Origin of the sequence: Streptomyces sp. NPDC005551 (assembly GCF_042871785.1) — a bacterium.
Taxonomy (GTDB): domain Bacteria; phylum Actinomycetota; class Actinomycetes; order Streptomycetales; family Streptomycetaceae; genus Streptomyces.
Genome location: NZ_JBIAJE010000001.1, coordinates 501,481 through 519,088, shown reverse-complemented (window position 1 = coordinate 519,088; position 17,608 = coordinate 501,481). Strand labels below are relative to the sequence as shown.

14 protein-coding genes are annotated in these 17,608 nt (G+C 73.7%); 9 read left to right on the top strand and 5 right to left on the bottom strand.

All coding sequences use genetic code 11. The features are described 5' to 3' along the window. Nucleotides 1-221: 221 nt before the first annotated feature. Nucleotides 222-1,811, bottom strand: a complete 1,590-nt coding sequence (locus ACFYP4_RS02035) for a carboxylesterase family protein (RefSeq protein ID WP_358854096.1) — start codon at nt 1,809-1,811, stop codon at nt 222-224. A gap of 430 nt (nt 1,812-2,241) precedes the next feature. On the opposite strand from ACFYP4_RS02035, the gene ACFYP4_RS02030 reads away from it, so the two are divergent. Both ACFYP4_RS02030 and ACFYP4_RS02025 read left to right on the top strand, forming a co-directional pair. Continuing rightward, nucleotides 2,242-3,342: a LacI family DNA-binding transcriptional regulator gene (locus tag ACFYP4_RS02030; protein ID WP_388781745.1), complete on the top strand. Its 1,101-nt coding sequence runs from the start codon at nt 2,242-2,244 to the stop codon at nt 3,340-3,342. 120 nt (nt 3,343-3,462) lie between these two features. Further along, complete coding sequence (locus tag ACFYP4_RS02025; RefSeq protein ID WP_388781742.1) at nt 3,463-5,484, top strand: sulfatase; 2,022 nt, start codon at nt 3,463-3,465, stop codon at nt 5,482-5,484. Here the strand turns inward: ACFYP4_RS02025 and ACFYP4_RS02020 are convergent. Then, nucleotides 5,476-6,144: a ThuA domain-containing protein gene (locus ACFYP4_RS02020; RefSeq protein ID WP_388781739.1), complete on the bottom strand. Its 669-nt coding sequence runs from the start codon at nt 6,142-6,144 to the stop codon at nt 5,476-5,478. The two genes, ACFYP4_RS02025 and ACFYP4_RS02020, sit on opposite strands and share 9 nt — an antisense overlap. A gap of 278 nt (nt 6,145-6,422) precedes the next feature. On the opposite strand from ACFYP4_RS02020, the gene ACFYP4_RS02015 reads away from it, so the two are divergent. Next, nucleotides 6,423-6,821, top strand: a complete 399-nt coding sequence (locus tag ACFYP4_RS02015) for a VOC family protein (RefSeq protein WP_358854100.1) — start codon at nt 6,423-6,425, stop codon at nt 6,819-6,821. 12 nt (nt 6,822-6,833) lie between these two features. Here the strand turns inward: ACFYP4_RS02015 and ACFYP4_RS02010 are convergent, their stop codons facing one another. The 3 genes from ACFYP4_RS02010 to ACFYP4_RS02000 form a co-directional block, all read right to left on the bottom strand. Further along, a complete protein-coding gene (locus tag ACFYP4_RS02010; protein WP_358854101.1) occupies nt 6,834-7,520 on the bottom strand; it encodes a helix-turn-helix transcriptional regulator in 687 nt (228 codons plus the stop codon). Nucleotides 7,521-7,530: 10 nt separating this feature from the next. Further along, complete coding sequence (locus tag ACFYP4_RS02005; protein WP_358854102.1) at nt 7,531-8,502, bottom strand: AraC family transcriptional regulator; 972 nt, start codon at nt 8,500-8,502, stop codon at nt 7,531-7,533. Nucleotides 8,503-8,844: 342 nt separating this feature from the next. Next, complete coding sequence (locus tag ACFYP4_RS02000) at nt 8,845-10,014, bottom strand: YihY/virulence factor BrkB family protein (RefSeq protein WP_358853799.1); 1,170 nt, start codon at nt 10,012-10,014, stop codon at nt 8,845-8,847. A 17-nt stretch (nt 10,015-10,031) separates the two neighbouring features. On the opposite strand from ACFYP4_RS02000, the gene ACFYP4_RS01995 reads away from it, so the two are divergent. The 6 genes from ACFYP4_RS01995 (at nt 10,032) to ACFYP4_RS01970 (ending at nt 17,604) form a co-directional block, all read left to right on the top strand. Beyond that, nucleotides 10,032-11,666 (top strand): acyl-CoA dehydrogenase family protein, encoded by a 1,635-nt coding sequence (locus ACFYP4_RS01995; RefSeq protein ID WP_358853800.1) that lies wholly within the window; start codon nt 10,032-10,034, stop codon nt 11,664-11,666. Between the two features lie 337 nt (nt 11,667-12,003). Next, nucleotides 12,004-13,293 carry a GAF domain-containing protein gene (locus ACFYP4_RS01990; RefSeq protein ID WP_388782683.1) on the top strand — a complete coding sequence of 430 codons (1,290 nt, stop codon included), beginning with the start codon at nt 12,004-12,006 and terminating at the stop codon, nt 13,291-13,293. A 225-nt stretch (nt 13,294-13,518) separates the two neighbouring features. Then, nucleotides 13,519-14,922 carry a hypothetical protein gene (locus tag ACFYP4_RS01985; protein ID WP_358853802.1) on the top strand — a complete coding sequence of 468 codons (1,404 nt, stop codon included), beginning with the start codon at nt 13,519-13,521 and terminating at the stop codon, nt 14,920-14,922. A gap of 52 nt (nt 14,923-14,974) precedes the next feature. Then, the gene (locus ACFYP4_RS01980) at nt 14,975-15,547 is read left to right on the top strand and encodes a GNAT family N-acetyltransferase (protein WP_358853803.1); all 573 of its coding nucleotides are present in this window, start codon (nt 14,975-14,977) and stop codon (nt 15,545-15,547) included. Nucleotides 15,548-15,694: 147 nt separating this feature from the next. Continuing rightward, nucleotides 15,695-15,778 (top strand): putative leader peptide, encoded by an 84-nt coding sequence (locus ACFYP4_RS01975; protein WP_316944184.1) that lies wholly within the window; start codon nt 15,695-15,697, stop codon nt 15,776-15,778. Between the two features lie 134 nt (nt 15,779-15,912). Then, nucleotides 15,913-17,604 carry a nitrite/sulfite reductase gene (locus tag ACFYP4_RS01970; RefSeq protein ID WP_358853804.1) on the top strand — a complete coding sequence of 564 codons (1,692 nt, stop codon included), beginning with the start codon at nt 15,913-15,915 and terminating at the stop codon, nt 17,602-17,604. Nucleotides 17,605-17,608: the final 4 nt, after the last annotated feature.

Genomic DNA, 17,608 nt, shown 5'->3' with positions numbered 1-17,608 from the left:
GTACGCGCGCACCGCGTCGGCGTACGCGCGCACCGCGTCGGCGTACGCGCGCACCGCGTCGGCGTACGCGGCCTCCGGCCGCCCACCGCCGTCGGCCGGGCCGGTCGTTCCCTCGTCGCGCCGCCGCAGTCCGGCGTCCCGCTCGGCGGCCTCGCGCCGTCCCGTCGGCGCCCGGCAGAGGGCCGCCCGCCGGGCGGAGCCGCTCGGCGGGGTCGCCGTGGTCAGGGCCGACGGACACCCGCGGAGCGACGCAGGCGCCGTACGGCTGACAGCGGCGCCGTACCCCGCGTGGGCGAACCGGGCCGGGGAGCCGCCACGGGTGCGGCTGCCGCGCGGGCGGACCGCGCCTGCCACAGCTCCATTTCGTGGTCCCGCGGCCCGTACAGCAGCTCGGGTTCCGCGCCGAACATCCGCACCGGGTGCGACGCGTCCCAGGCGGGCCACCCCGGGTCGCCGTCCACCGCGAAGCGCACCCACGCCGCGTGCATCACGTCGGCCAGTTCCTGCGGGGCTCCGGGGCCCGCGAGCTTCGCCGACTCCGGCACATGGGCGGTGTCGAAGACGAAGCCCAGTTCCAGCGCGTGGCACGCGCCGAGTCCCGGCACGCTGGAGGGCCAGGCGAACTCGTAGACGTGGGAAGGGGCGTGGCCGACGCGGGCGTCGGCGAGCCGCTGCAGGGGGCGCCGCAGCAGATGGTCGGTGACCAGCTGGCCGACCAGCTCGGCGGTGCCCGCGTCCGGACGGGCGGCGCGGTAGCCGCGCGGGACCTCGGGGCCGCAGTGGCAGCGGGCCATCGCGCCGGCCACGGCCACCGGACCGAGCCGGTCGATGCGTTCGAGCAGTCCGGTCGGCGCGAGCCACAGCCGGTACTCCTCGCTGGTCCAGCCCAGCAGCAGACCGACGTCCCGCGCGGCGCCGTCGAGCAGGGCGGCCAGCGGATCGCGCGGCACCAGGTCACCGTCGACGACGATGCCGAACGCCGGTCCGCCGAGCACCGGGCCGGCACGGCGGCCGACCTCGGCCTGGACCTCGGCGAGGACGGTCCGGTCGACGCCGGCGAAGGCGGTGGCGGTCGCCGGGATCCTCAGCCGTGCCGCCATCCGCCGCACCAGGCGCCGCACCTTCTCCCGCTCCGTGACCCCCGGCGGGCCGCTCTGCAGGACCGCCCGGCGGAAGAGGCCCTCGGCACGCGGGCTCGCCAGCAGCGCGCCGATACTGATCGCGCCGGCGGACTCGCCGAAGACCGTGACGCGGTCCGGATCCCCTCCGAAGGCGGCGATGGTGTCACGCACCCATTCCAGGGCGGCGAGCTGGTCACGCAGGCCCAGGTTCGGCAGCGCGTCCGGGAAGAGGCCGTAACCCTCCACCCCGAGCCGGTAGTTGAGCGAGACGAAGACGACGCCGTCACGGGCGAAGGAGCCGCCGTCGTACACGGGGACGGCGGACGAGCCCCGGGTGAGGGCGCCGCCGTGGATCCACACCATGACCGGGAGCCGGGCGGCCGGATCGGGGTCGGGGGTCCACACGTTGAGGTTGAGGCACTCGTCGCCGGCCACCACGGGGTCGGACAGCAGTCGCCCGAACGCCTCGGAGTACGGCGGCTTCGGCGCGGTCGGCCCGAACGAACCCGCGTCGCGGACGCCGTCCCAGGGCTCGGGCGGGACGGGCGGACGGAAGCGGTGCGGACCGAACGGCGGGGCGGCGTAGGGGATACCGCGGAAGACGGCGGCACCTTTCTCGCGCCGCCCGCGCACGGCTCCGTACGGGGTGGCGACCACAGGATCCTCGGACACACCGGCCATACGTCCCATACATCCCTCTCCTCACCGCGGTGCGGGGCTGCGGCAGTCACCGCATGACACCGCCCGGCGCCCCCGCGGCCCGGACGGCCCAGGTCGTGTCCGCGAAGCCCCGTCGTGCGTGCCAGGTGTCGCGAAACAAGCGGGACTTGGCGGACATGACCTGGAACCGGTCTTCAGTGTGTCCCGCCCGGGTTGCGTGCCGCTGTCGTGCCGGTCGGGTCCGGGTCGCGAGAGTGCGGGGCGGCCCGCGGCGGCTCCTGTTCGACGGGGTGACACGCTCGCCGGTCCGCGCGTGCCGTTGATTTCCCGGGTCTTCCGGGGCGAGTTGCCGCACGCTTACTGTAGGAAGCGCTTTCTATCCGGTCTCCGCCTCCAGGGCGCGACCGCGGCTGTTCGAAGATTCGTCGGCCCTCGGGACGGGGCGGAGAGGCGGTTGTGGATGGTCCGGAGCCGGAGCCGGAGCGGGACGGCCGGGCCGACCCTGGCCGTCGTCGCGCGCGAGGCGGGCGTGTCCGTGCCGACGGCGTCGAAGGTCGTCAACGGACGGGAGGACGTGGCGCCCGGGACCCGCAAGAGGGTCACCGAGGCCCTGGACCGGCTCGGCTATGTGCGCAGGCCGCGGTTCGACCCGGCGCGGGCACCCCGCCTGATCGATCTGGTCGTGCACACGCTCGACAGTTCCCGGTCGGGAGCCGTGCTGCACGGGGCGGAGCAGGCGGCGCACGACGCGGGCCTGGACCTCGTGGTGACGACGGGCCCGGGCCGGGACGGGCGGCCGGGGCACGGCTGGCAGGACAGGATCACCGCAAGGGGCTCGGCGGGGATGCTGTTCAGCCTGGCCGAGCTGTCCCCCTCCCAGTACGCCTGGCTGGAGCAGCACCGCATCCCCTTCGTGATGGTCGACCCGGCGCACGAACCCCCGCCCGGCGTGATCTCGGTCGGCGCGGCCGACTGGCGGGGCGGACTGCTGGCGACCGAGCATCTGCTCGCCCTCGGCCATGAGCGCATCGCCGTCATCGGAGGCCGCCGGTACGAGGCGGCCGGCGGTGCGCGGGTCGCCGGGTACCGCTCCGCGCTCGCGGCGGCCGGCGTCCGGTGCCGGCCGGAGTACCTCCGCCACGCCGGGTCCGACGAGGGCGGTGCCCACCGGCGCATGAGCCGGCTGCTCGACCTGCCCGAACCGCCCACCGCGGTCTTCGCCTGCTCCGACACGATGGCGCTCGGCGTCTACCGGGCCCTGGCCGAGCGGCGGTTGCGCGTGCCGGACGACCTCAGTGTGGTCGGTTTCGGCGACCTGCCCGAGGCACGCTGGGCGGCACCCGCGCTGACCACCGTGCGCCAGCCGCTCTCCGAGATGGCCGCGACGGCGCTGCGGCTGCTCGTGCGCATGATGGCCGGCGACCGGCCCGAGGGGACCCGCACCGAGCTGTCCACGCGTCTGGTGGAGCGGGCCAGCACGGCACCTCCCCGCGGCGGGCCCGGGCGGTCCTTCCTGCACGGCGGCCCGGGCCACGTGCTCCGCGGGGTGACACCGGGGTGACCCCCGGCGATTGAACGGAACCCGGCGAACGGCCGTACGAAGGAGCGGCGGACCACGAGGCCGGGCCCGCCGACGGGTCCGCGGTGCCGTCACCGGGCTTCGCACGGAAGGAAATCCGGGTTGTCCCTCTTCACACGCTCACAGCGCCCTCGGCACACGGACGGGACACCCCGGCGGACGGAGACACCGGGGAACGGCTCACCCCGGCAGGAGGAAACTCCGGACACCGCCGCCGCCGAGCCGGGCGATGCCTCCGCCGGCTCCGGAGAGGCCGTGGAGGCCCCGGCCACCGCCTCCGCCGGCCCCGAGGAGGTGCCGGCGGACTCCGGTGAGGCGTCCGCCGATCCGCGCGAGGTCTCCGCCGGCTCCCCTGACGCCTCCGCCGGTCCCGGCGAGGCGTCAGCCGTCCCCGGCGAGCCGCCCACCGACCCCGGTGGTTCCGGCGCCCCCCGCGACACCCCTGCCGCCCCCGACAGCCGCCCGCGTGGCGCGCCGCGCGGCCTGCGGGCACGGCACCCCGCGCTCGCGCGCGGCCTGGCTCGCGGCACCGACGTGCTGGCGTTCGCGGCCGTCGTCATCGCGCTGCTGCTCCCGAACAGGCTCGGCGACCTCCGGGCCGCCGCGTTCGCGCGGCTCCCCGTGGAGGCGGTCCTCGGTGCCGCCGTGCTGATCGTCCTGCCGCGCAGGCCGCGCGTCGCCGTGGCGGTGACCGCGGGGCTGGGCCTCGGCGCGCTGACGGTCCTGAACCTCCTCGACCTGGGTTTCGACGAATTCCTCGGGCGGGGCTTCAACCTCGTCCTCGACTGGACCCTGTTCGGCGACGCCCGGGCGTATCTGAAGGACTCGGTCGGTCCGGCGGGCGCGACCGCCGCCGCCGTCGCCGTGATCGTCCTCGTCCTCGCCGTGCTGGTCCTCATGGCGCTCGCGGTCGTACGCCTCGCCCGTCTGCTGGCCCGGCACCGCCCTCTCGCGACCCGTTCGACGCTGGCGCTGGGGACCGTCTGGGTCCTGTGCACGGCGACCGGGGTGCAGTTCGGTGGCGTGCCCGTCGCCGCCGGCCACGCGGCGGCGGGCGTCCAGGACCGGGCACAACGGGTGCGGGCCACCCTGCGGGACGAGGCCGCGTTCGCGGAGGCGGCGCGGGAGGACACCTTCGGTGGCACCCCGCCCGAGCAGCTGCTGACCGGGCTGCGCGGCAAGGACGTGATGTTCACCTTCATCGAGAGCTACGGCCGCAGCGCGGTCGAGGACCCGGTCACGGCACCGGGGGTCGACGCGACGCTCGCCTCCGCGACCGAGCGGCTCGGCAGGGCCGGGTACGCCGCGAAGAGCGGCTGGCTCACCTCGGCGACGTACGGCGGCAGCAGCTGGCTCGGCCACTCCACCTTCCTGTCCGGCCTGTGGATCGACAACCAGCAGCGCTACCGCACCGTCACCGCCGGGGACCACCTCACCCTGACCGGCGCCTTCAGGAAGACGGGCGCCTGGCGGACGGTCGGCATCATGCCCGGCGTCCAGAAGGCCTGGCCGGAGGCCGAGTTCTACGGCCTGGACCACCTCTACGACGCACGGAACCTCGGCTACAGGGGCCCGAAGTTCAGCTGGTCGACCATGCCCGACCAGTACGCCCTCGCCGCCTTCGAACGCCTGGAGCACGGCAGGAAGCACGACAAGCCGCTGATGTCGGAGATCATCCTGACCTCCAGCCACCAGCCCTGGGCCCCGATCCCGAAGACGGTCCCCCAGGACCAGGTCGGGGACGGCTCGGTCTACGAGGGCATCCAGCGGGCCGGCAAGAAGCCCGCGGACGTCTTCTACGACTCGGCGAAGGTGAAGCAGGAGTACGGCAGGTCCATCCAGTACTCGGTCAGGAGCCTCATCGACTACGTGATCAGGTACGGCGGCAGGAACACCGTCCTGGTCTTCCTGGGCGACCACCAGCCCATGGCCCGGGTCAGCGGCGACCACGCGAGCCGTGACGTGCCCTGCGCGATCGTCGCCCACGACCCCGAGGTGCTGGAGAGGATCGCCGGCTGGGGCTGGACGGACGGTCTCCAGCCCGGACACGACGCCCCCGTGTGGAAGATGGACTCCTTCCGCGACCGCTTCCTCACGGCGTACGGGTCGACGCCGTCACCCTGAGGCGCCCGTGGCGCCGGCTGCCCAGGAGATCCCGCCGAGCAGATGCGCGCGGAAGGCGGGGTCCGCGTAGGCCTCCGAGGCGTGCCCGAGCGCGGTGTAGAAGACCCGGCCCGCCCCCTGCTCCCGGCACCACGCCAGCGGGTGGTCCGCTCCCATCCCGCCGCCCTTGTAGGAAAATTCGTCGGCGCGGACGAGGACGCGCACCGAACTCCGCGGGTTGTCGCGGAAGTCGTACCACTCGTCCGTGAACTCCCAGACCGCAGGCAGGTGGCGGGTCGCCGGGTGGTCGCGGTCCTCCACAACGGCCCTGCCCGGCTGGTGGGCGGGGTGCCGGGCGAACCACGTCCCGAGCAGCTCGCCGAAGTAGGGCCAGTCGTACTCGGTGCAGGCCGCCGCGTGCACCCCGGCGAACCCGCCGCCCGATTCCACGTACGCGCGCAGCCGGGTACGCCCCTCGGGGGTCAGGACCTCCCCGCTCGTGGACAGGAAGACGACCGCCGCGTACGCGTCGAGGGGCGCCTCGAAGGCGGCGGGGTCCTCGGTCGCGTCGACGGCGAAGCCGTGCGCGCCGCCGAGTTCGCGCACGGCGGCGACGGCGTCCGGGATGGAATCGTGCCGGTAGTCGGTGGTACGGGTGTACACGAGTGCGCGGAAGGCCATGCTGCGGAGCCTATTCCCCGGCGGGTCCGGGATCCCGGGCGTCCGGATCCGCCGGGAGCCTCTCCGGACCCGCCGGGAGCTTCCTCTGCCCCGGCCCGCGGGTCCCCACGGTGTCGTCGGGGGGTCCGTCGCCCACCTGCGGCGGGTCCCCGCGCTCGACCGGTCCCGCAGCCGGGCCGGCCGGAGCGCGGTGAACACCTGTGCCACCGGGCGTCCGCGTCCGATGCGCGTCCGATTCCTACAAGACCGGCCGCCGCCGGCCTGCCTACCGTGATCACATGACTCCAGCTTTCGCCGTGATCGGCATCGCCGTCTCCGACCTGTCCGCCTCGCTCGCCTTCTACCGCCGGCTCGGGATCGTCTTCCCCGAGGGTGCGGAGACTCTGCCGCACGTCGAGGCCGAGCTGCCCGGCGGTCTGCGGCTGGCGCTCGACACCGAGGAGACCATCCGGTCCTTCCACGCCGACTGGCGGGCGCCGGCCGGCGGCGGACGGGTCTCGCTCGCCTTCCGCTGCGACGCTCCGGCGGAGGTCGACTCGCTCTACGCGGACCTGACCGGCGCCGGGCACCACGGGGAGCTCGCACCCTGGGACGCCTTCTGGGGCATGCGGTACGCGGTCGTGCACGACCCGGACGGCAACGGGGTGGACCTCTTCTCGCCCCTGCCCGACGTCTGATCAGACGCCCGATCAGACGCCCGCCAGCAGCTCCCCCAGTGGCATGCCCGTCAACTCACGTACGTCCCGCGCCAGATGAGGCTGGTCGGCGAAGCCGGTGCGGGCCGCCGTCTCGGCGTACGGCACGCCGCCGCGGGCGAGGGCGAGGGCCCGTTGCAGCCGCAGCACGCGGGCCAGCGTCTTGGGTCCGTAGCCGAAGGCTGCCAGCGAACGGCGGTGCAACTGGCGGGCCCCGAGGCCGAGTTCGTCCGCCGTCGCGGCGACCGACCGCCCCGCGCGCAGGGCCGACACGACCATGCGGAGCTGCGGATCGGGTGGCCGGGCCCGGCCCGCCCGCTCCAGGGCGACCTCTTCGAGAGCGGTCACGGGGTCGTCGGCGGCGTCGATGCGGCCGGCGAGGCGCCGCACCTCGCCGGCGGGCCACAGGTCCGCCAACTCCACCCGCCTGTCGCGCAGTTCGTGCGCGGGCACCCCCAGGTAGGCGGGGGCCGTGCCGGGGAAGAAGCGCACGCCGGCCCAGCGGCCCGCCGCGCACGCCGGGACGTACGCACGGGTGTCCGGTCCGGCGACCAGCATCCGCCCCTCGTTCCACAGCAGGTCCATGCAGCCGTCGGGCAGCACGGGCCGTGCCGCGTCGCGGGGCGCCCCGTGCGACCACACGACGGCGCCCGCCAGCAGGGACGCCCGTTCCACGTACACGTACGCCAGGCTACGCCGCCCGGCTGCGGTACTCCTGCGGACTGACGCCGTGGACCCGTTTGAAGGCGGCGGACAGGGCGAACGCGCTGCCGTAGCCGACCTGCCGGGCGATCGCGCCGATGGTCTCCCCGCCGTCGCGCAGCAGGTCCGCCGCGCGGGCCAGGCGCCAGCCGGTCAGGTACGTCATCGGGGGCTCGCCGACGAGGTCGTTGAAGCGCCGGGCCAGCGCGGCCCGCGACACCCCGGCCTCCGCGGCGAGCGACGCGACCGTCCACGGGTGGGCCGGGTCGTCGTGCACCAGCCGCAGCACCCGGCCCACGACCGGGTCCGCGCGCGCCCGGTACCAGGCGGGGGCCGCCGCCTCGGGGCGGGAGAACCAGGCGCGCAGCGCGGCGATGACGAGCAGGTCGAGCAGGCGGTCGAGGACGACCTCCTGGCCCGGTTCGTCGCGCACGATCTCGGCGGTCAGGATCGGGGTGAGCGGGCACTCCCAGACGTCGGAGGTGAGCGACAGCAGCGGTGGCAGGGCGTCCAGCAGCCGGCCGCTGATCTCGCCCCGCACGAGATAGGTGCCGATGAGCATCACGGTGGAGCCGTCGGGCCGGTCGCCCCAGCTGCGCACGCCGAGGTCCCAGTGCCCGCCGAGGGACCGCCCGTCGGGGTGGACGCACTCGCCGCCCGGCAGGATCACCGCCTGCGGCGCGGTGCCGGGGTGGTCGGCGCAGAGGTACGGGTCGGGTCCGCGCGCGACGGCGAGGTCGCCCGCCCGCAGCCGTACCGGTTCTCCCCCGTCGGGCACGACCCACGCCTCGCCGCGGACCACGAGCATGATCGTGAGCGGGGCGCGGTCCTCGACGCGCACGGACCAGGGCGGGTCGAAGCACGCCCGGATCATGAAGGCGCCCCGCGCGCGTGGGCCTTCGAGCAGGTCTGCGAGGGGGTCCCCCCGCGTCAGCGTGTTCGAGCGTGGAGGAGCGTCCATGCCGCCAGCGTAGAGGCCCGGCGGGAACGGCCGTGGACGTCCCCTCATGGGAACCCACGAAGAGGCGTCCGGCGAATGGCGAGTGCGCCGGGGGCGTCCGGGAGGGGGTGACCGCGACGGGGGCGTCCGGCGAATGGCGACCGCGACGGCGGCGTCCGGAAGGGGGGTGACCGCGACGGGGACGTCCGGAAGGGGGTGGCCGCGACGGGGGCGGCCGGAAGGGGGTGACCGCGACGGGGGCGGCCGGAAGGGGGTGGCCGCGACGGGGGCGGCCGGAAGGGGGGTGACCGCGACGGGGGCGGCCGCCCCTCGGCCCGCTTCGGGCCACCGGTGCGGCGAGGGTCACCGCTCGGGCGGTGTCTCGTCCTCGTGCTTGGCCGGCGGGTGGTGCAGGCTCCTGGCGTGCGCCCGCAGCCGGGAGGTCACGTCCTCCGGGGGCAGGAAGCGCGACCAGCGTTCGGGGAACTCGGAGGGCATGTCCGCGTCGTCGGGGTCCGGGTCGCCGTCGCCGGAGCGGGCCGCGGAGGCACGGGCGATGTACTCGGCGGCCTGGGCCCGGCGCAGCCGCTCGTTGGCCGCGCGGGCCGCGGCGGTGGCGGCGGCCGGCCAGACCCGGTCGATGGCGGCGTTGACGGCGGCGCCGACCAGCACCGCGAAGGCGGACACGCCGATCCACAGCAGGACGGCGACGGGCGCGGCGAGTGATCCGTAGATCGTGGGTCCCTCGACGGTGCTGGTCAGGTAGATGCGCAGCAGGAGGCTGCCGAGCACCCACATGCCGAGGGCCACCAGGGCTCCGGGCACGTCCTCGATCCAGGGCGAGCGGACCGGCACGGACACGTGGTAGAGCGTCGTCAGGAAGACGATGGACAGCACGATGACGACGGGCCAGTACAGGACCTGCACGACGGTCGTCGACCAGGGCACGATCTGCACCACCGCGTCCGGGCCCGCGACCATCAGGGGCAGCGCGACCGAGCCGATCAGCAGGGCCACGATGAAGAGCAGGAAGGACATCACGCGGGTCGCGACGATGCCGCGGGTCCCGTCGAGGCCGTACATGACGGTGATGGTGTCGATGAAGACGTTCACCGCGCGGGAGCCCGACCAGAGGGCGAACAGGAAGCCGAGGGAGATGACGTCGGGCCGGCCGCCCTTCATGACGTCGTCGAGGATCGGCTGGGCGATCTGGGTGACACCCTTGTCGGACAGGACGGTGCGGGACGCCTCCAGCAGGTTGTTCTCCAGGCTGGCGATGCTGTCGGCGCCGGTCCAGTCGTCCACGTAGCCGAGCAGTCCGATCATGCTCAGCAGCAGGGGCGGCACGGACAGCAGCGTGAAGAAGGCCGCCTCCGCCGCCAGTCCCAGGATCCGGTACTCCATGCACGAGTTGACGGTGTCCTTGAGCAGCAGCCAGGCGGTCCTGCGCTTCGACACGTTCCGGTACAGCGCCTTGGCGCGGTGAAGACGGCCGGAGGATGGCCGTTCAGGTGTTTCTTTTGCCTGGTGCACGTCCTTACCGTATCCGTATGGCAGCCAGCACCCACACCGTGACCAACCAGCCTCCGCCCCTGGTCGGATATGACGTCTTCGCCGCCGACCGGGCCCTGGTGGAGGCGGTCGAACGTCATCTCGATCCACAGCTCCTGGACGAGGCGCGCGAGGAGCTCTCGGGCCTCGGACGCTCGTCCGGTTCCGCCCAGGTCCTGGAGTGGGGAGCGCTGGCCAACGAGCATCCGCCCCGGCTGCGCACCCACGACCGCTACGGCAACCGCGTCGACGAGATCGAGTTCCACCCGTCCTGGCACCGGCTCCTCGGCAAGGGCGTCTCGGCCGGTCTGACCGCCGCCTGGAGCCGTCCCGGGGGGCACGTCCGGCGGGCGGCCGGGTTCGTGATCTGGACGCAGGTCGAGGCGGGCAACGGCTGCCCGCTGTCGATGACGCACGCGGCGGTCCCCGCGCTGCGCACGGACCCCGCACTGGCCGCCGAATGGGAGCCGCGGCTGACGTCCACCGTCTACGACGAGGGGCTGCGGCCCGCCCACCAGAAGGCCGGCGCCCTCTTCGGGATGGGCATGACGGAGAAGCAGGGCGGCAGCGACGTCCGCGCCAACACGACGGCGGCCCGGCCGCTCGCCGAGGACGGGACGTACGAGCTGACGGGCCACAAGTGGTTCTGCTCGGCGCCGATGTCGGACGGCTTCCTGGTGCTGGCACAGGCCCCCGGCGGTCTGACCTGCTTCCTCGTGCCGCGCGTGCTGCGGGACGGCACACGCAACGTGTTCCGCATCCAGCGGCTGAAGGACAAGCTGGGCAACCGGTCGAACGCGTCGGGCGAGGTCGAGTTCGACGGGACCTGGGCGCGCCGGGTCGGGGACGAGGGCCGCGGGGTGCGCACCATCATCGAGATGGTCGCGGCGACCCGTCTGGACTGTGTGCTGGGCTCGGCCTCGCTGATGCGGCAGGCCGTGGCCCAGGCGGTCCACCACTGCACCCACCGGCAGGCGTTCGGCGGCACGCTGGTCGACAAGCCGCTGATGCGCAACGTGCTGGCCGATCTGGCGCTGGAGTCGGAGGCGGCGACGACGCTCGCGATGCGGCTGGCCGCCGCCTACGACGACGGCGGCGAGCAGGAGCGGGCGTTCCTGCGGCTCGCGGTGCCGGCGGCCAAGTACTGGGTGACCAAGCGGTGTACGCCGGTCGCGGTCGAGGCACTGGAGTGTCTGGGCGGGAACGGCTACGTCGAGGAGTCGGGCATGCCCCGGCTGTTGCGCGAGTCCCCGCTGAACTCCATCTGGGAGGGCGCGGGCAACGTCCAGGCGCTGGACGTCCTGCGCGCCCTCCAGCGGGAGCCCGGGGCTCTCGACGCCTATCTGCGGGAGGTGGGCCGGGCGCGCGGCGCCGACCACCGGCTGGACGGCGCGATCAAGAACCTGCTGACCGAACTCGCCGACCTGGAGGGCGCCGAGGCCGGGGCCCGCCGTCTGGTGGAGCGCATCGCGGTGGTCCTCCAGGGGTCGCTGCTGGTCCGGTACGCGCCGCCGGAGGTCGCCGACGCGTTCTGCGCCTCCCGGCTGGGCGGTGACTGGGGCTCGGCGTTCGGCACCCTGCCGCACACCCTGGACCTGGCCTCGGTGGTGGAGCGGGCGCGGCCGGTGAGCTGACCGGCGGGCCGTCCGTGCCCGGGCGCCCTCCGGCGTCGTACGGAACGGGGGTGGTGCTGCGCCGACACGGCACCACCCCCGCCCCGCGGGCCCCGGTCAAGGAGCACGGACGCCGCACGGGCGGCGCTGCTCAAGTTTCGGACACCGGGGGGCGCTTCGCCAGGGTTGCAGGGGGTTGCAACTCGCCCGTTCCCTTCGGGCGGATCGTGCACTTCCGAGGCCGCCGGGCTGCACTATGAGAACGGCAGCCGGCACGGAGGCGGAGCTCTGGCCGAAAAGGGGCTCGGAAGCCGGTTGCCCCAAGGCTATGCAGGAGGATCCGGTGGGGCACTCGGCGATGGATGTGACGCGGCTCGCCGCCCTGGACGCCGCGCAGGCGGCACGCGTGCTCAGCGAGGTGCGCAGCGCCGCTCTTGCGGGGCAGCGCACGCGGGTGGCGCCGCGGCCGGTCATCGAGGAGTCCTGGGAGCGGATGCTGCGCAGCGGGGTCGACCCCGACCACGACTTCCGGGCCGGGCTCCTCGGCGACGAGGAGATCGAGCGCCGGCGGCACGCCTCACCGCTGCGGCACGTGCTGCCGGTGCTGCGCGAGGGTCTGCTCTCGGTCGCGGACACGGCGCAGCACATCATGGTCGTCGCGGACGAGGAGGGCCGGGTGCTGTGGCGCGAGGGCAGCCCCGCGGTGCTGCGCAAGGCCGACGGGCACGGCTTCGAGGTCGGCGCCGACTGGCGCGAGGACGTCGTGGGCACGAACGGCGTGGGCACTCCCCTGGTGACCCGGCGCCCCGTGCAGGTCTTCTCCGCCGAGCACTTCGTGCGCACCCACCACTCGTGGACGTGCACCGGCGCCCCGGTCACCGACCCGCGCGACGGCCGTCTGGTCGGGGCGGTCGACGTGAGCGGTCCGCTGGAGACGATGCATCCGGCCACGCTGGCCCTGGTCGACGCGGTGGCCAAGCTCGCCCAGGCGCGGCTGCGGGAGCTGCACCAGGCCTCGCTGGAGCGGCTGCGCGCGGTCGCGGCGCCGGTCCTGGCGCGGCTCGACGGGCGTGCCCTGGTGGTGGACCGGGACGGCTGGACCGCGGCGGTGACCGGGATGCCGTACACGAACCGGGTGGCACTGCCCGCCTCCCTCGGCCGGGACGGCCGCTGCCGGCTGCCGTCCCTCGGGCCGTGCGCGGTCGAGTCCCTGCCCGGCGGCTGGCTGCTGCGGGTCGCGGACGAACCGCCGCCGCGGGAGGCGGTCCGGATCGTGCTGGATCTGGCCGATCCGCGGCGCCGGGCGGTGACCGTGTCGGGCGGCGCGGGTTCCTGGACGCACGAGCTGAGTCCCCGGCACGCCGAACTGCTCTGCCTGCTGGCCCTGCACCCGGGCGGCCGCGGCGCCTCCGGCCTGGCGGACGACCTGTTCGGCGACCCGGGCCGTACGGTGACGGTCCGCGCCGAGATGTCCCGCGTCCGGCGCTTCCTCGGGGCCTTTCTGGAACACCAGCCGTATCGTTTCTGCGACCGTGCCGAAGTCGAACTCCTGCTCCCCGAGGACCCGCTCGACCTGCTGCCCCACTCGACGGCCCCCGCGATCGTCCGGGAGCGGGCGGCCCGGCCGCGTGCTCCCCGGCCGCGCTGATCCGGCGGGGCCGGGGGCGTCGGCCGCGGCGATCCGGCCCGGGGGGTGGCGAGGTGCGGCGATCCGGCCCGGGGGGGTGGCGCGGTGCGGCGATTGTTCTCCTATTCGACCGTCCTCGACCGGCTTGGGTGCTCTCTGCCGTAGCATCCCTCTCATGGGTCACCCCGCATGCCCCTCGCTCAATGTCTTGACCATGAGGGGCAGTTGGCCTTACCGGGAGGATGCATGAAGCAGCGTGGCAGGCACCGTCGCAGGAGAAGGGGGCAGGCGCTGCGCGCCACCCTGGCCGGGACCGCACTGGCCCTGACCGCCGCGGCCACCCTGATCAGCACCTCCCAGGCCGGGGACGTGGCGGACCCGGGCAAGCTCACCCCGCTCACTTCGTCCGCCGAGATCGGCAAGCTCCAGCTGCACGAGAACCTGGTCGCCGAGAGCACCCTGGACACGCTCACCACGAACATGGGCGGCAACGTCGGGGTGCACGGCGTGCTGCAGAGCGCCAACCACCCGATGCGTGCGAAGGCGCGGTGCGCGGACACCGAGACGGCCGCCCTGCCGGTGGAGCCGACGGCCACGCGCGCGTACTGCTGGGACAGCGGGGACGCCATCACCCAGAAGTGGCTGCCGCAGTCCGTCACCACCTCCGGTGACGCCGACGACGACGGCACGTGGGGCGACGACCGCGTCATCCTGGCAGGCTGGACGCACAACGACCACAAGGCGGACGAGCCCCCGGAGGACACCGGGCTGGCCCGGATCGCCTTCGTCGACGCGAACGACCCCGACGACCTCAAGTACCGCTGGGTCCTGCTGGTGGCACCGCTGAACGGCGGCAAGAGCTTCGGGGCGGTGCGCTCCCACGTCGGCGGCATGGTCTGGTACCAGGACAAGCTGATCGTCACCGCGAAGAACGGCGCCGACCACGACAACGCCCTGTTCGTCTTCGACATGCACCGCATCCTGCGGGCGAACGTCGACAGCGACGCGGTCGGCAAGGTGAGCGGCGGCTACTCGGCGCACGGCTACCAGTACGTGCTGCCCGCCGTCGGCTCGTACAACCTGACCGGCGGCGCCTGTACGTCGAGCCACGACAACGCGGTCCCCTGCTTCGCGTCGGTCTCGCTGGACCGCACGTCGACGCCGGACAGCCTCGTCGCCAACGAGTGGTTCAGCTCGGGCGGCACGCAGCCGGGCCGCCTCTGGCGTTACTACTTCAGCACCGCGAGCGACCGCACCGGCCTGCTCGGCAGCAACGCGAGCGGCCTGGTGAACGCCGACGAGGCCTACGAGACCAAGGCCGTCGGGGTGCAGGGCGTCCTCTCCCACAAGGCCGCGGGCGCGAGCGAAGCCGACTGGTACGTCGGTCAGGCACCGGGGATCCGCGGCCGGCACGGCACCCTCTGGCGGCAGAACGGCAGCGGGGCCTCGGCGGCCCGGTGCACCGCCGACCGGACACTCGCCTGCTGGGGCCAGCACACGGAGTCCTTGTCGTACTGGCACGAGACCGGCGAGCTGTGGACGCTCACCGAGTGGGCGGCGAACAAGGACAACGCGTGGGAGCCCGACGCCATCCCGGAGCGGGCGCTGTACGCCGTCCCGCTGTCGTCGGTGGACAGCGCCCTCGACTAGCCGGCCGGGGCCTTTTTGGAGGCGAACCGCGCCCCGTGGTTCCCTGGCCGGCATGAGCAACCTCATCGTGACCACCTGGTCCCTGGAGCAGACGGCCCCCTCCGACCTGCTGCCCGCCTCCGCGCCCGGCGCGGACGTCAGGATCGTCCGCGCCGAGGTGCCCTCGCCCGAGTTCAGCCGCTTCCTTTACGCGTCGGTCGGCGGGGACATCCGCTGGACCGACCGGCTCGGCTGGACGTACGCGCGGTGGCAGGCGGTGCTGGACCGGCCGGGTGTGGAGACGTGGGTCGCGTACGACCGGGGGACGCCCGCGGGATACGTGGAGCTGGACCCGCAGGACGACGGGGCCGTGGAGATCGCGTACTTCGGGCTGATACCCGCCTTCCGGGGCCGCCGGATCGGCGGGCACCTGCTCTCCTACGGTGCCGCGCGCGCCTGGGACCTGGCCGGGCGCTGGCCCGGGCGGGCCGAGACCAGGCGGGTCTGGCTGCACACGTGCAGCAAGGACGGCGAGCACGCCATGGACAACTACCTGCGGCGCGGCTTCAAGCTCTTCGACACCAGGGTCGAGGAGGAGCCCGACGTAGCCGCACCCGGCCCCTGGCCCGGGGCCGAAGCCAGGTGAGCGGCCCGGGGTGTGACACCCCCTCGGCAGCAGGGCAACCGCGCCGCCATGTGATCGACAACACTCGCGTCTTGCGATTCGGGACAAGCATGTCCACATGACGGACAATGGTGGACTCCCCCGAGATGCCCGTGACACGCTTCCGTCATGTCTGGAACTGGGATTGCCTTGGTGAGTCGGCGACACGTCGATCTCTGCCGCATGTCCAGCGCCATCTGTCCGGCGAGCTGATCAGCCCAGCGCCGCCGAGATCCCCCCTTTCGTGAACCTTGCGCAATGACGCGCCCATACTTCGGTATGTGCCCATATGTGCAGGTCAGAGCCGCCCTCTTGCCTGTCCCGTAGTCCCGAAGGACGTATCAGCCATGGCCGCCACCCCGCAGAATCCCGCCGCGCCCCGCCGCAAGGTGAGCCGTCACCGCGGCGAGGGTCAGTGGGCCGTGGGTCACTTCACCCCGCTCAATGGCAACGAACAGTTCAAGAAGGACGACGACGGTCTCAACGTGCGGACACGCATTGAGACGATCTACTCCAAGCGGGGCTTCGACTCGATCGACCCCAACGACCTGCGCGGCCGGATGCGCTGGTGGGGCCTCTACACCCAGCGCAAGCCCGGGATCGACGGCGGCAAGACCGCGATCCTGGAGCCCGAGGAGCTGGACGACAAGTTCTTCATGCTGCGGGTGCGCATCGACGGCGGCCGACTGACCACCGCCCAGCTGCGGGTCATCGGCGAGATCTCGCAGGAGTTCGCACGCGGCAGCGCCGACATCACCGACCGGCAGAACATCCAGCTGCACTGGATCCGCATCGAGGACGTCCCCGAGATCTGGAACCGCCTGGAGGCCGTCGGCCTCTCGACCACCGAGGCCTGCGGCGACACGCCCCGCACCATCCTCGGCTCACCGGTCGCCGGCATCGCGGAGGACGAGATCATCGACGGCACCCCCGCCGTCGAGGAGATCCACCGCCGCTTCATCGGCGACAAGGCCTTCTCCAACCTGCCGCGCAAGTTCAAGACCGCGATCTCGGGCTCCCCGCTGCTGGACGTGGCCCACGAGATCAACGACGTCGCCTTCGTCGGCGTGCACCACCCCGAGCACGGCCCCGGCTTCGACCTGTGGGTCGGCGGCGGCCTCTCCACCAACCCCAAGATCGGCCAGCGCCTCGGCGCCTGGGTCCCGCTGGACGAGGTCGCCGACGCCTGGGAAGGCGTCATCTCGATCTTCCGCGACTACGGCTACCGGCGGCTGCGCAACCGCGCCCGGCTGAAGTTCCTGCTGGCCGACTGGGGCGTCGAGAAGTTCCGCCAGGTCCTGGAGGACGAGTACCTGAAGCGCAAGCTCGTCGACGGCCCGGCGCCCGCCGAGCCCGTCGCCCGCTGGCGCGACCACATCGGCGTCCACCGGCAGCGGGACGGCCGCTTCTACGTCGGCTTCGCGCCGCGCGTCGGCCGCGTGGACGGCGCCACCCTGACGAAGATCGCCGAACTCGCCGAGGCCCACGGCTCGGGCCGGCTGCGCACCACGGTCGAGCAGAAGATGATCGTGCTCGACGTGGAGCAGGACCGGGTCGAGTCGCTGACCGAGGCCCTGGAGGCGCTGGACCTGACCGTCCGGCCCTCGGCCTTCCGGCGCGGCACGATGGCCTGCACGGGCATCGAGTACTGCAAGCTGGCCATCGTCGAGACCAAGGCGCGGGGCGCCTCCCTGATCGACGAACTCGAGCGCCGCATCCCCGAGTTCGACGAGCCCGTCACCATCAACCTCAACGGCTGCCCGAACGCCTGCGCCCGTATCCAGGTCGCGGACATCGGTCTCAAGGGCCAGCTGGTCCTCGACGACCGGGGCGAGCAGGTCGAGGGCTACCAGGTGCACCTGGGCGGCGCGCTCGGCCTGGAGGCCGGCTTCGGCCGCAAGGTCCGCGGCCTCAAGGTCACCTCGGACGAGCTGCCCGACTACGTCGAGCGGGTCCTCAGGCGCTACCAGGCCGAGCGCGAGGAAGGCGAACGCTTCGCCGCCTGGGCCGCGCGCGCCTCCGAGGAGTCCCTGTCGTGAGCCG

What these genes read in the sequence shown, in the direction of transcription:
- ACFYP4_RS02005 (WP_358854102.1), bottom strand. Translation starts at nt 8,502, where the DNA reads ATGGACGCTCCTCCACGCTCGAACACGCTGACGCGGGGGGACCCCCTC.
- ACFYP4_RS01985 (WP_358853802.1), top strand. Translation starts at nt 13,519, where the DNA reads ATGAAGCAGCGTGGCAGGCACCGTCGCAGGAGAAGGGGGCAGGCGCTG.
- ACFYP4_RS01975 (WP_316944184.1), top strand. Translation starts at nt 15,695, where the DNA reads ATGTCTGGAACTGGGATTGCCTTGGTGAGTCGGCGACACGTCGATCTC.
- ACFYP4_RS02020 (WP_388781739.1), bottom strand. Translation starts at nt 6,144, where the DNA reads ATGGCCTTCCGCGCACTCGTGTACACCCGTACCACCGACTACCGGCAC.
- ACFYP4_RS01980 (WP_358853803.1), top strand. Translation starts at nt 14,975, where the DNA reads ATGAGCAACCTCATCGTGACCACCTGGTCCCTGGAGCAGACGGCCCCC.
- ACFYP4_RS01970 (WP_358853804.1), top strand. Translation starts at nt 15,913, where the DNA reads ATGGCCGCCACCCCGCAGAATCCCGCCGCGCCCCGCCGCAAGGTGAGC.
- ACFYP4_RS02035 (WP_358854096.1), bottom strand. Translation starts at nt 1,811, where the DNA reads ATGGGACGTATGGCCGGTGTGTCCGAGGATCCTGTGGTCGCCACCCCG.
- ACFYP4_RS02030 (WP_388781745.1), top strand. Translation starts at nt 2,242, where the DNA reads ATGGTCCGGAGCCGGAGCCGGAGCGGGACGGCCGGGCCGACCCTGGCC.
- ACFYP4_RS02015 (WP_358854100.1), top strand. Translation starts at nt 6,423, where the DNA reads ATGACTCCAGCTTTCGCCGTGATCGGCATCGCCGTCTCCGACCTGTCC.
- ACFYP4_RS01995 (WP_358853800.1), top strand. Translation starts at nt 10,032, where the DNA reads ATGGCAGCCAGCACCCACACCGTGACCAACCAGCCTCCGCCCCTGGTC.
- ACFYP4_RS01990 (WP_388782683.1), top strand. Translation starts at nt 12,004, where the DNA reads ATGGATGTGACGCGGCTCGCCGCCCTGGACGCCGCGCAGGCGGCACGC.